The sequence below is a fragment of the Microbacterium sp. M genome, from assembly GCF_045181065.1.
In the GTDB taxonomy this organism is placed as follows: Bacteria; Actinomycetota; Actinomycetes; order Actinomycetales; family Microbacteriaceae; genus Microbacterium.
The window spans coordinates 3,437,744-3,451,052 of the sequence record NZ_CP173721.1; the positions used below are offsets into that span (position 1 = coordinate 3,437,744).

General features: G+C 68.7%; 9 protein-coding genes. 3 read left to right on the forward strand and 6 right to left on the reverse strand.

The window, feature by feature from the left end; all coding sequences use genetic code 11:
- Positions 1-26 precede the first annotated feature (26 nt).
- Both ACI7YT_RS16715 and ACI7YT_RS16720 read right to left on the reverse strand, forming a co-directional pair.
- Positions 27-1,835, reverse strand: coding sequence for a glycoside hydrolase family 3 protein (locus ACI7YT_RS16715; RefSeq protein WP_406247092.1), 1,809 nt, complete (start codon positions 1,833-1,835; stop codon positions 27-29).
- Positions 1,835-3,133, reverse strand: a complete 1,299-nt coding sequence (locus ACI7YT_RS16720; RefSeq protein WP_406247094.1) for an MFS transporter — start codon at positions 3,131-3,133, stop codon at positions 1,835-1,837. Before ACI7YT_RS16720 ends, ACI7YT_RS16715 begins: the two co-directional genes overlap by 1 nt.
- 140 nt (positions 3,134-3,273) lie before the next feature.
- Here ACI7YT_RS16720 and ACI7YT_RS16725 point away from each other — a divergent pair, with 140 nt between their 5' ends.
- The gene (locus ACI7YT_RS16725; protein WP_406247096.1) at positions 3,274-4,539 is read left to right on the forward strand and encodes a TetR/AcrR family transcriptional regulator; all 1,266 of its coding nucleotides are present in this window, start codon (positions 3,274-3,276) and stop codon (positions 4,537-4,539) included.
- An 11-nt stretch (positions 4,540-4,550) separates the two neighbouring features.
- Here the strand turns inward: ACI7YT_RS16725 and recQ are convergent, their stop codons facing one another.
- Positions 4,551-6,554, reverse strand: a complete 2,004-nt coding sequence (gene recQ, locus ACI7YT_RS16730; RefSeq protein WP_406247098.1) for a DNA helicase RecQ — start codon at positions 6,552-6,554, stop codon at positions 4,551-4,553.
- Positions 6,555-6,638: 84 nt separating this feature from the next.
- On the opposite strand from recQ, the gene ACI7YT_RS16735 reads away from it, so the two are divergent.
- Positions 6,639-6,944 (forward strand): GNAT family N-acetyltransferase, encoded by a 306-nt coding sequence (locus ACI7YT_RS16735; RefSeq protein WP_406247099.1) that lies wholly within the window; start codon positions 6,639-6,641, stop codon positions 6,942-6,944.
- The gene (locus ACI7YT_RS16740) at positions 6,941-7,849 is read left to right on the forward strand and encodes a pirin family protein (protein ID WP_406247101.1); all 909 of its coding nucleotides are present in this window, start codon (positions 6,941-6,943) and stop codon (positions 7,847-7,849) included. Before ACI7YT_RS16735 ends, ACI7YT_RS16740 begins: the two co-directional genes overlap by 4 nt.
- A gap of 158 nt (positions 7,850-8,007) precedes the next feature.
- Here the strand turns inward: ACI7YT_RS16740 and ACI7YT_RS16745 are convergent, their stop codons facing one another.
- From ACI7YT_RS16745 to ACI7YT_RS16755, 3 genes are all read right to left on the reverse strand, one after another.
- Positions 8,008-9,255 (reverse strand): DUF222 domain-containing protein, encoded by a 1,248-nt coding sequence (locus ACI7YT_RS16745; RefSeq protein ID WP_406247103.1) that lies wholly within the window; start codon positions 9,253-9,255, stop codon positions 8,008-8,010.
- A gap of 230 nt (positions 9,256-9,485) precedes the next feature.
- Entirely contained in the window at positions 9,486-10,715 is a 1,230-nt protein-coding gene (locus ACI7YT_RS16750; RefSeq protein ID WP_406250606.1) for a S8 family serine peptidase, read from the reverse strand.
- 179 nt (positions 10,716-10,894) lie between these two features.
- Positions 10,895-13,177: a carbon starvation CstA family protein gene (locus ACI7YT_RS16755; protein WP_406247104.1), complete on the reverse strand. Its 2,283-nt coding sequence runs from the start codon at positions 13,175-13,177 to the stop codon at positions 10,895-10,897.
- Positions 13,178-13,309: the final 132 nt, after the last annotated feature.

A 13,309-nucleotide genomic window follows, 5' to 3' on the forward strand; every position in this document is an offset into this window, starting at 1 on the left:
GGACGTGCCGAATTGTTACGGACGCCTCATTCCGCTGCGCCGCCTTCGACGCAGCTCAGCTCGAGACCGTGCCCGAAGCGGAACAGGGGGTCGGCCGTGTCGAACGGGACGTCGGGCCGCGAGGCCTCGACGGCTGCCATCGACCGCGGCAGGTCGAAGGGCAGGCGCCCCTCCGGCGCCGCCGCACCCGTGAGCACATCCAGCAGAGCCTCGGCCGACGCGCCCCAGTTCACCGTCACGGATGCCGCGGCATCCGCGATCTCGGTCAGGATCGCCGGGCGGTCGACCAGTACGTCGACGACCGTCGGCACGGATGCCGCGACCGACCGCACGTGTTCGATCACGTCAGCGGCGAAGGCGAGCGACCCTGCGTGGAAGAAGTTCTCGAACGCCGTCGCCCGCTGCTCGTACGGAGCCTGCAGCCGCAGCACGGCGATGTCGGCTTGGGCCGGAGTCTGCACGACCTCGCCGAAGGATGCCGCGACGTCCAGCGCGATTCCTTCCACGTAGAGCTTCACGCCGCGGGCGAACGGAAGCACCCCCTCGTTCGTCAGCACCGTGACCGAGGCGCGCTGAGCCGCCTCCCCCGCGGCACGGAAGTCGGCACGGCCCACGATGCCGTCCGCGGCGTCCTCGTCCACGAACGGGTTCTCGAACAGTCCGAGCTCGAACTTCTCGCGCAGGATCCGGCGCGCCGAGGCATCCAGGCGCTCCTCGGCGATCGTGCCGTCAGCGACGAGCTCGAGCAGCAGCTCCGGGCAGGCCTCGCCCCCGAACTGGTCGGCTCCGGCATCCAGTACCTTGGCGACGCGCTCCTTCGGAGACAGCTCCTCCACGCCCCACGCGCGCGCCGGGTGGTGGTCGCCGAAGATCTCGGCATCGGTGATCAGGCCCCAGTCGGTGCAGACCAGACCGTCGAATCCGAAGCGCTCGCGCAGCAGCCCCGTGATGACGGACTTGTTGAACCCGAATCCGACCTCCTCGTAGTCGGTGCCCACCGGCATCCCGTAGTACGGCATGATCTGCCGCGTGCCGGCCTCGAAGGCCGCCTCGAACGGCTTCAGGTGCAGCTCGAACTGCCCGCCGGGATAGATCTGCTCGCGGCCGTACGCGAAGTGCGGGTCCTCGCCGTCCTGCTGCGGGCCGCCGCCGGGGAAGTGCTTCGTCATGGTCGACACCGAACCAGGGCCGAACGATTCGCCCTGGAAGCCGCGGATGTACGCGGCGCCGAGGCGCCCCGCCAGCTCCGCGTCTTCGCCGAACGTCGCGGTCTGCCGTGCCCAGCGAGGCTCGGTGGCGAGATCGACCTGCGGGTGCAGCGCGACGCGCAGCCCGACCGCGGTGTACTCCTGACGCGCGATGTCGCCGAAGCGCTCGACGAGCGCCTCGTCGCGGATCGCCGCGAGACCGAGGGTCTCCGGCCACTGCGAGAACGGACCCGCCGTGATCGCGGCACCGGGGTTGTCGCTGAACGAGTGCCGCGGATCGGTCGACAGCGTCACAGGGATGCCGAGGCGAGTGGATGCCGCGAGGCGCTGGATCTCGTTCTGCCACGCGGCGATCTCGCGCCCGGTGGGCGCCGCGCCGAGCAGGTTGAAGTGCGTCATGTGGCGCGCCTCGACGAACTCCCGTGCCGACGGCAGGCCGAACGCGGGGTTCGCCTCATCGACGTCGGCGATCGCGATCATGGTGTGGAAGAACAGGCCCGCTTTCTCCTCGACCGTCATCGCATCCAGCAGCAGCTGAACGCGGTCGTCCACCGCGAGCGAGGCATCCAGCCAGGGGCGGTCGTTCACAGCATCCGCCTGGCTCTGCTGGTTCATCACATCCGTCATCACTTGACTCCCTTGATCCGGTAGACGAGCACGGCACCGGCCAGCGCGACGAGAGCGCCGAAGAGGTACCAGGTGGTGTAGCCGCCGAGCGGCGTCGCAGCACCGATCGCGATGATCGTGGGTGCGATCGCGGGAGCGATCGACTGCGGCAGCGCATTCGCCATGTTCAGGACGCCCAGGTCCTTGGCTGTGTCCTCGGGGTTCGGCAGCACCTGGGTCGCCAGGGCGAGGTCCACCGAGAGGAACGATCCGGCGCCGAAGCCGATGATGGCCTGGGCGACGATCACGACGGCGATGCTCGGCGCGATCGCCAGCAGCACGAGGCCGAACACCATCACGACGCCGGCGATGGCGACGAACGGACGGCGCTTGCCGAACTTGTCCGACAGGATGCCGGCGATGGGCGAGGAGAACACCATGGCGAGCGTGGAGGCGATGTTCGCGAACAGGATCGTCGTGACCGCCTCCTGCTCCCCCAGCGCGAACTTGGCCTGCAGGAAGTACGGCAGGTAGGTCGCGATGCCGGCGTAGCCGAACATGACGAAGAACTTGGTGAGCCAGGTCCAGCCGAAGTCGGGGTTCTTGCGCGGGTTGAAGATGAACGAGCCGAAGAACATCCCGATCGTGAACTTCTCGGCGGGCTTGTGCTCCAGTCGGCGGTCCTTCAGGACCAGCACGAAGGCCACGGCCAGGACGGTGGCGATCGCCCCCGGCACGACGAACCGCTCGAAGTCACCGGGCAGGAAGTTGACGATGAAGCTGCCGGCGAGGATGCCGAGGGGGGTCGCGATGCCGACGACACCGGAGACCTTGCCGCGGCTGGCGACCGGCGACTGGTCGGGGATGGTCGCGTTCGCTGCTGCCAGGACGGCGTTCATGGAGCCCTGCACGAGGCACCAGGCCAGCAGGACCACCCAGACCGACGTCGCCGCGCCGATGATCGCGAAGCCGCCGAGCCCGACGATCGCGCCGCCGAGGATCCACGGGCGGCGCATGCCCCACCGCGACGTCGTGCGGTCGGAGAGCCTGCCGACGAGCGGGTTGCAGATCAGGGCGAAGAAGGCGCCGACGCCGAGGACGAGTCCGAGATTGGCGTCGGCGTTCGCGGCATCCAGATGCTGGATCTTGAATGCCATGGCGACCATGACCGGCGTCAGCAGGGACAGGTACACACCGAAGTTCACGCCGGCGAGTGCGGGCGTATAGCCGCGCGGGGTCTTCTGCGGGGTGGTTCCCGGCGCCTTGAATCCGGTCGTGCCGACGGCCGCGACGTTCGCGGCGGATGACATCTCTGTCATGGGAATGGGTCCTCTCGGGTGTGCCGCTTGTCCTCTGCGACGCGGCTGCATTCAGAAGAATACACCAAACCCGACCGAGTGGTAACTCAAATACGTCTGCGTGGTAACTCGAGGTCGGTAGGATGACGGAGGAGGACCGGATGATCGTTGCCGTACCACGGGCTCGCAAGGCGAGCACCGAGCAGACGCGCGCACGCATCATTCACGCCGCACGCGAGATGTTCATCGCCTACGGCTACCGCTCGACATCGCTGCGCGGCATCGCCGTGACCGCCGGCGTCAGTCATCCAGGGCTGCTCAAGCATTTCGCGACCAAGGATGAGCTCCTCGCCACGGTGGTCGAGAGTCTGGAGGACGCGAACGCCGAGGTGTACGAGGAGGTCGTCGCCGCCGGAGAGTCGGGCGCGCTTCCGTTCATCGAGATCGCCAAGCGCAATGAGCGCACGCGCGGGTACCTCGCCCTGTATGCCGCGCTGATGGGCGAGGCGTCGACACCGTCGCATCCCGCACACGACGCCATGCGCGAGCGCTACGCCCGCATCACCGCGATGACCGGCGAGGCGATGGAGGATGCCGTGCTGCAGGGCACCGTCTCCGACGATCGGGACCCGTTGGGCGAAGCCGTGCGGATGACGGCGGCCTGGGATGGATTGCAGCTGCTCGAGCAGTATCTGCCCGAGCGCGTCGACGTCGTGTCGATGCTCGAGGAGCGCGAGGCGATGTGGGCGCTGCCGGTGGGCTGGCGCTCACCCGAGGAATCGCCGCCCGGCGCCGAGACGGCGTTCCGTCCGCTTGCGGCGTTCTTCCCGGCGGAGGACGAATCCGGATACGCGTCCGGTCGCATCAAGCGCGCCAAGATCGTCACGGATGCGATGGCGCTGTTCGCAGCCGAGGGCTACGGCGACACGAGCCTGCGTGAGATCGCGGAGAAGGTCGGCGTCTCCAAGTCGTCGCTCATGCACCACTATCCGACGAAAGAGGCGCTGCTCGGGGCCGTGCTCGCCGAACGCGACCGGACGATCCAGTCGCGCCCTTCCTATGCGCCGGCGGCCACCGCGGCGGCGGAGCTGCGGGCGATGCCGGAAGGCGCCGCCGACAACGCGAAGACGGCGCCGGGCCTGATCGAGGTGTATGCCGTGCTGTCGTGCGAAGCCGTGCCGGCATCCCATCCGGCGCACGAGTACTTCCGCGATCGGTTCACGCGCACGATCGACCAGTTCGCCGAGCTGTTCCGCGCCGCGCAGGCCGAGGGCGCGCTGCCCGCGCATCGCGACCCGGAGCACGAGGCGATCTGGCTGGTCGCACTGTGGGACGGCCTGCAATACCAGTGGCTGTACGACCGGAACGCCATCGACGTCGCCGAGCATCTGGCTGCGCACCTGGAGGACGTGCTACCGGGGGCGTGAGCCGCGGCCGATCACGCCGCTGCGATCACCGCGAGCACGGCATCGCCGTACGCCTCGCGCTTCTTCGCACCGATGCCGGTGATCCCGTCGAGATCGGTCAGCGTCGCCGGGCGGCGCTCGGCGAGCGCACGCAGCGTCGTATCGCCGAAGACGATGTAGGCGGGCACGCCCTGCTCGCGCGCCGCCTCGGCCCGCCACGTCCGCAGAGCTTCGAAGAGTCCCTGATCGCCTTCCGCGACGGATGCCGCCGCCGCGGACTTGCGCACTCTGGCGGTGCTCACGCGACCGATCGTGTCCTTGCGCAGCGGCACGGGCATCTCGCCCTTCAGGACGCCGGCCGCGGCATCCCCCGGCGCGAGCGTGCCGTAGTCGCCCTGCGCGACGAGGATGCCACGGGCGAGCAGCTGACGCACGACGCTTCGCCAGTCCTGTTCGGACAGGTCGGCGCCGATGCCGTACGTGGCGAGCTGATCGTGCCCGAACTTGCGGATGCGGTCGTTCGACGCCCCGCGGAGGATGTCGATGAGGTGGCCGGCGCCGAACGCCTGATTGCGCTCGCGCTTGAGGCGCACCACCGTCGACAGCAGCTTCTGCGCGGGGATCAGCCCGTCGAAGGTCTCTGGATGCTCGAGGCAGGTGTCGCAGTTGCCGCACGGCTGCGAGTCCTGCCCGAAGTAGCCGAGCAGGTTCTGCCGACGGCATTCGACGGTCTCGCAGAGAGCGAGCATGGCGTCGAGGTGCTGCCCCAGCCGCATCTTGAAGGTGCGGTCGCCTGGGCTCTGGTCGATCATCCGCCGCTGCTGCACGACGTCGCCCAGCCCGTACGCCATCCATGCGATCGAGGGCTCGCCATCGCGCCCTGCGCGACCGGTCTCCTGGTAGTAGCCCTCGACCGACTTGGGCAGGTCGATGTGCGCGACGAAGCGGACGTCCGGCTTGTCGATGCCCATGCCGAACGCGATGGTGGCGACCATGACGACGCCGTCTTCACGCAGGAATCGCGCCTGGTTCGCCGCGCGCACCTCAGCCGGGAGACCCGCGTGATAGGGCAGCGCGTCGAAGCCCTGCGCGGCGAGATGGTCCGCGGTCTGCTCGACAGACTTCCGGCTGAGCGCGTAGACGATACCCGCGGCTCCGGGATCCATCGAGCGGATGAACGCCACCAGCTGCTTGCGCGGTTCGACCTTCGGAACGATCCGGTACTGGATGTTGGGGCGATCGAAGCTCGCCACGAAGTGCTCGGCGCGGCCGAGGTCGAGCCGCTCGGTGATCTCCTTGTGCGTGGCGTGCGTCGCCGTCGCCGTGAGCGCCATGCGCGGGACCCCGGGGAAGCGCTCCCCGAGATCACCGAGCGCGAGATAGTCGGGGCGGAAGTCGTGACCCCACTGCGACACGCAATGGGCCTCGTCGATCGCGATCACGCTGAGGGTTCCGCGTTGCAGCAGCGCCGTCGTCGCGGGACTCGAGAGCCGCTCGGGGGCGACGTAGATGAGATCCAGTTGCCCGGTCACGTAGTCGCGCTCCACCTGCGCGCGCTCGCTCGGCGACTGGGTCGAGTTCAGGTACGCGGCCCGCACCCCGTTGGCGCGGAGTGCGTCGACCTGGTCGTGCATGAGCGCGATCAGCGGGCTGATCACGAGCCCTGTGCCCTCGCGCACGAGCGCCGGCACCTGGTAGGTGACCGACTTGCCTCCACCGGTCGGCATGAGCACGACGGCGTCGCCGCCGGAGATCACCTGCTCGACGATCGCCGCCTGATCCCCGCGGAACTCGTCGTACCCGAAGACGGTGTGCAGTGCCTCGAGCGCGCTCGGATAGCGCGACGGCGTGGCCGCGGGCGCGGATGCCGCGGGCGCAGCGCCGACCGGCGTCGACGGCCCAGGGCCCCAGTCCAGCGGCGGCTCCCAGCCGTCGGCCTGCGGCTCCCAGTCCATGGGCTCGGGCGGGTACGCATTGTCCCAGGGCTCGTCTGCGTAGGGCAGGTCCTCGTACGGGTCACGGGGAGTCTGCGGCATCCCTCCAGCGTAACCGGCCGGACCGACACCCGCCCGAGTCCTCCACAGGCGTCCTAGTGTGGAGGCAGACGTGAAGGAGCAGCCATGACCGAAGACATCACCGTCACCCGCAACGATGAGGCCTCCCGTTACGAGATCCGCCTCGGGGACACGCTCGCCGGATTCGCCGAGTTCGAGCGCCGCCCCGGCGAGATCCGCTTCACGCACACCGAGGTCGACCCGGCTTTCCAGGGCCGAGGCCTCGCCGGTGCGCTCGCGGCCGATGCGCTGGCGGACGCCGCGGCATCCGGCGATACGATCGCGCCGTACTGCCCGTACATCGCCTCCTATCTCAAGAAGCACGATGTCGAGGGTGCCGAGATCCGCTGGCCGCAGGTTCCGGGCGAATGATCGGCCAACGCAGCATCCCGCTCGAACCGCGTGAGGTGCCGCTCGGCGGCGTCCGGGCGATGAACGTGCTGCGGACGCTGCCGAACAAGGACCTGCCGACGGTGGGCGCGTGGTGCTTCCTCGACCGGTTCGGGCCGGGGCCGGTGCGCATGCGCGTCGAACCCCACCCGCACATCGGCCTGCAGACGGTGACGTGGCCGCTCGTCGGAGACATGCGGCACCGCGACTCGGTCGACAGCGACGTGACGCTGCGCCGAGGCCAGCTCAACCTCATGACCGCCGGAAACGGCATCTCGCACTCCGAGTACTCGCTCGGCGAGGATCCCATCCCGCTCGATGCGCTGCAGCTCTGGGTCGTTCTGCCCGCGTCGGCCCGCCTCGGATCAGGGGGTTTCGAGCAGCACACGTCGCTTCCGAACGTTGCTCTGGGTCAGGATGCCGAGGCCACCGTGGTGCTCGGCGAATTCGCCGGCGTCCGCTCCCCCGCGACCGTGTACACGCCCATCGTGGGCGCCGAGATCGCGGTGCCGGCCGGCAGCACGGTCGAGCTTCCGCTGAATCGGGTCTGGGAGCATGCCGTCGTGCTGGTCGAAGGAGACGCGGCCGTCGAAGGTGTCGTCTTCGAGCGCAACCTGATGCTCTATCTCGGCGACTCGCGGGATGCGGTGTCGGTGACGAGCGAGTCGGGGGCTCTGCTTTTCCTGCTCGGCGGAGAGCCGTTCGAAGAGGACCTGGTGATGTGGTGGAACTTCGCCGCGCGTACGCACGAGGAGATCGCTGACGCTCGCGACGATTGGGAAGCGGGCTCGTCACGGTTCGGGCATGTCGTGACCCACGGCGACGAGCGGATTCCGGCGCCCGAGTTGCCGCACGTGCGCCTGATGCCGCGTCGCCGGCGGATCTGAGACCGGCGGCGGATCTGCCGCGGGCGACGGATCTCAGCGGCCTGACGCCTTTCGATCCCCACCCCGGCTCCGCAGACCACTTCGCGTCCCGCGGAGCCTCCGGGCGCGTGCAGCCGGAGCCGCTCGCTCAACGAACGAAAGGGCGCGGGCGCTGATGTTCAGACGAACATCACGCGTGGTGGTGGTTCGTCGATGTAGGTGCGTCCCATCGGACTCGTCCAGGCGATGACGCCGCTGGGGAGCTGCGTGACCGACCATCGGTGTCGGTCGAGCAGATCTGGGTGCTTCAGCGCGTGATGATTGACGCAGAAGCAGCAGAGGTTGCAGAGTTCGGTGGGTCCGCCCTTGGCGTGGTCGTGGTTGTGGTCGATCTGGCAGCGTCGTGCGGCGCGTTGGCAGCCGGGGAACCGGCAGCGTTGGTCGCGGGCGCGGAGGTAGCGTTTCATCGATGCGGATGGGGTGTACGTGTCGGTGATGGTGAGCATTCCGGCCGGGTCGAGGAACAGGCGTGTCCACTGCGGGGCGCGTGCGGCGAGGGGACGAACGTGTTCGGGGAGCATCGGCCCGAATCCGTCGAGGTGGGCCATCTTATCGTCGTCGCCGGCGAGAGTGGTGGCGGCGATCGTGACCTGGATGGTTGCGCGGATCGCTTCGGCCGGGGTGCCGGCGGCGCTGCCGAGTTCGCTCGCGAGGAGCAGTTCGAGCATGACGTCGGCGCGGATCTGGTCGAGGGTGCGGTCGTCGTTCTCGGCCGGCCCGACCGTGGGGCGTTGGGCGATGATCTGCGTGGCGGTCTCAGTCGCGCGGTCGTAGGCGGCCTGGATGAGGTACTCCGGGCCGGAGAGCACGAGCTGGGAGATGCCGTCGTCGAGGGGATAGGTGCGGGCCTGCCGGGATGACAGCGCCTGCCGGTACCGTTCGGCGACCGTGGTCGGCGCGATGGACGCGGCGATCGCCTTCACCAGCACCAGGGTGCGACCCGGGCTCTCGGAGACCGCGACCTCGAGCACCCGCCCCTGGTATTCGGTCATCTCGGCATCCGACCGCGCGGACAGCGCCGACGCGCCGGTGACGATCGCGTCGGCGTGGCGGGAGGTGATCGCCCCGTCGCGCAGCGCCCGCCAGACCAGCGGGAACTCGTGCGTCAACGTGTGCGCGCGGTGCAGCAAGTCATTCGCGGACGCGGCGGAGAGGTGCGAGACCGCCGCGAACTCGGCCACCAGCGACCGCAGCGAGATGTCATGATGCGCGGATCCGAACGGGTCCTCGTCGAGCAGCATGTCGAATCGCTCGGCGAGCAGGCGCGCCCGCTCGGCCTCCAACGACGCGATCTGCGCGTTCACCGACTCGAAGGACTCCAGCAGCGCATCCTCGCGTGCCGTTCGATCCTCGGTGATGAATGCCATACTCCAGTTTAGAACATAACTACGAGATCGGGCAAGGGTCCGGGCCGGGTTTTCTCGAACGGATCTCAGCGGTTCGGCGCGTTTCGACTCGGTCGGCTCCGCCGTCCTCACTCAACGAACGAGGGTGGCGGCTCCGCCGTCCTCGCTCAACGAACGAGGGCACCGAACGAGGACAACGAACGAGAAAGGCGGGGCGGATGCCGCAGCATCCGCCCCGCCTGCTCGTACTGTTACTGCGCGTCGACCGTCACGACCGAGCGCACCGCCGAGTCGCCGTACTGCACGACCCCGAGGTAGCGCGTACCGGCGGCCAGACCCGACCACGACACGTCGTAGCCGGTCGGCACTCCCCGCACCGCATCCAACGGATTCGGCGTCGCCGTGAACGCCCCCTCACCGGCCGGCTGCACCGCGGCGTAGGACATGTCCCACGTCATCGGCCCGGTGGTGGAGTACATGTTCGCGACCACGCGGTACGTGCCTGCCGTGGGAGCCGCGACCGTGACCTGCTCGTCCGCTGACCCCGTGGCCGACTGCCACACCTGGTAGTAGCGCAGATCATCGGGGCTCACGACGCGGTACACCGTGAGGTCCAGATCGCTTCCCTCGTCATCCGACGAGTCGAGATCGAAACGCGCGAGCGTCGTCCCCTCCGGCACATCGACGATCCAGGACACGTTCTTGTTCTCGTCACCGGAGTTCTCGTCACCCGAGTGTCCCGCCACGGGGTTCGCCTCGTCGAGCAGCAGCTGGAACGGCGTCAGACCCGACAGAGCGAGCGGCAGCTCGCCGGTCAGACCGGGAGTGACCTCCACCGTGGTGCTGCCGTCGACACCCGTGCCGGCCACCTCGGCCGGAGCATCGGCCGTCACCGGGAACACGGCGATGGGCGAACGGACCTCGCGGTCCTCACCCGTCCAGGTCAGCGAACCGGTGGCCCACTGCTCGACCGGGGCGCTGACGTTGTCGACCGTGACCGTGAAGGTCGCGGTCTCGCCCGCCGCGCCGAACGTGAGCGTCGACGGCTCGACGGTCACGTCGAGCCCGGCCACCTCAGCGGATGCCGTGTAGGTGCCGGCAGCGGTCGAGGTGACGGTGCGCGTCACGGTCTGCTCGCTGGTCAGCGTGCCGATCGAGATGGACGCGAGGTTCAGGTCGCTCCCGTCGATCGGGTCGATGCCGTCGAACTCGGCGAGCTGCTTGCCCTCGAGGAACGCCGCCCAGTCGGCTGCGCCGTTGAGGTACAGCATCCCCGGCTCGAAGAAGCGAGTCGGCTCGACCTGGCCTGCGCCCTGCTCGAACGGGTTCGTGTTCTCCGAACCATCGGCGAGCACCGTGTTCGACGCGGTCGTCATCAGGGCCGACTTGATCTCGGCCGGTGCCGCGTTCGGACGCTCCGACAGGTAGAGCGCACCGAGGCCAGCGACGTGCGGCGCGGCCATCGACGTGCCGGACAGGATGCCGAAGGTCGGCGCGGCTCGACCGGCTCTCCCGCGTCGGCGTGGATCCGGCCCGTCTGACCTCGCCCATCAGGTTCGTGACATACCAGCGGATGCCGCGACCGGCCCTCCCGATGAACGCGATGATCGCGCGCATCGGGCCGGCCACGGCATCCGTCCGCATCGTCGTGTCGGCCATGTCAGTGACGCGCCGCCTTGCGCTCTTCCGCGAGGATCGGCTCCCACCGCTTCTCGAGGTCGCGCTCCGCGGCGGTCGGGATGAACCCGGCCGGTGCGTAGCGCCGCGAGGCGACGGGGGCGTCCTCGGTGTTCTCGCCGCCGCCGTTCAGGATCGCCTTGACCGTGACGATGATGGCGACGACCATGACGATGATCGTCAGCACGACGAAGATGATCGACAGGGTGCCCTGGACGGCGGTGTTGCGGATGACGGCATCCACGACCTCGGGGGCGCCGAGCGAGTCGTCTCCGGCGTCGCGCGCGGCGACGTACTTGAAGTGGTTCGCCCAGTAGCCGATCGCGGGCACAGGAGAGAAGATCTTGTACATCGACGCCGTGATCGTGACCACAGCGGTGAAGGCCAGCGGCAGCGCGATGATCCACAGCCACTTCACGTAGCTCCTGCCTCGTTTGGCCACGATCGCCAGCACCACGGCGAGTGCGATCGCCGCCAGCAGCTGGTTGGCGATGCCGAACAGCGGGAAGAACGTGTTGATGCCGCCGAGCGGATCGGTCACGCCGAGGATGAGGATCCATCCCCAGCCTGCAACCATGATCGCCGTGCAGATCCACACGCCTGGGCGCCACGAGACATCGCGGAACTTCGGCACCCATGCGCCGATGGTGTCCTGCAGCATGAAGCGGGCGACGCGGGTTCCGGCGTCCACGGCGGTGAGGATGAACAGTGCCTCGAACATGATCGCGAAGTGGTACCAGAACGCCATGAGCGCTTCACCGCCGAGCGCCTGCTGCATGATGGTCGCCAGCCCCAGCGCGAGGGTCGGTGCACCGCCGGTGCGCGAGACGATCGATTCCTCGCCGACCGCGGCCGCCGTGTTCGTCAGCAGCTCCGGCGTGATGTTCACCCCGGTGAGGCCGAGCGAGTTCACGAAGGCGACCGCGCCTTCGACCGTGCCGCCGGTAGCCGCCGCCGGGGCGTTCATCGCGAAGTAGATGCCCTGGTCGATCGAGATCGCGGCGACGAGCGCCATGATCGCGACGAAGGATTCCATCAGCATGCCGCCGTAGCCGATGAAGCGCGACTGGCGCTCCTTCTCGATGAGCTTCGGCGTCGTCCCGGACGAGATCAGCGCATGGAAGCCGGACAGCGCACCGCACGCGATCGTCACGAACAGGAACGGGAACAGCGGGCCTGCGAACACCGGCCCCATGCCGTTCTCGCCGAAGATCGAGACCGCCGGCACCGTGATCTCCGGCCGCACCAGCACGATCGCACCCGCGAGCATGACGATCACGCCGATCTTCATGAACGTCGACAGGTAATCGCGCGGGGCGAGCAGCAGCCACACGGGCAGGATCGCGGCGATGAAGCCGTAGATGATGATGGCCCACGCGATGACCTCGCGGTCGAGGTGGAACATCGCCACGCCCCACTCGGTGCTCGCGACCCAGCCGCCGGCGATGATGGCACCGAGAAGCAGAACGAATCCGATGATCGAGACCTCGGTGACCTTGCCAGGACGCAGGAAGCGCAGGTAGACGCCCATGAAGAGCGCGATCGGGATGGTCATGGCCACGGAGAAGACGCCCCACGGGCTCTCGCCGAGGGCGTTCACGACGACGAGGGCGAGGATCGCGACGATGATCAGCATGATCAGCAGCGACGCGATGATGGCGGCCGATCCGCCGATTTTGCCGAGCTCCTGGCGCGCCATCTGACCGATCGTGCGTCCGCCGCGGCGCATCGAGAAGAACAGCACCGTGTAGTCCTGGACCGCGCCGGCGAGCACGACGCCGACGATGATCCAGATCGTGCCAGGCAGGTAGCCCATCTGAGCCGCGAGGACGGGTCCGACCAGGGGGCCGGCGCCGGCGATGGCTGCGAAGTGGTGGCCGTACAGGACGCGACGGTCGGTGGGGACGTAGTCCTTTCCGTCCTGGCGGACCTCGGCGGGCGTCGCCCGCTTGTCGTTGGGGCGCGTGATGTACCGCTCGATGACCTTCGAGTAGAAGCGGTAGCCGATGAAGTAGGTGCAGACGGCGGCGAACACGAACCAGATCGCGTTGACCGTCTCGCCGCGGACGATGGCGAGCATCGTCCAGGCGAGCGCTCCGAGCAGGGCGATCGCGGACCAGAGCACGATCTTCGGCCAGGTCCACCGGTTCGTCTTCTCGTCCTGCTCCTCGGTGAGGGACACTGGGGGAAGGGACTGATCGGTGATGATCTCGGGTTCGTCGTCGACGACGCCCGCGCCGCTGCGGCGCGGCTGGGATGCAGACATGGTTCTCCTCTGGGGTGCGCGTCTTTGCGTGACCCCACGTTAGGAGCAGTGCGGATGCTTCGCGCGCCGTCTCCGCGACGTCTGCGACGAGCGGCATCGGCTGGGCGACGAGCGGCGCTCGCCCACCACCGC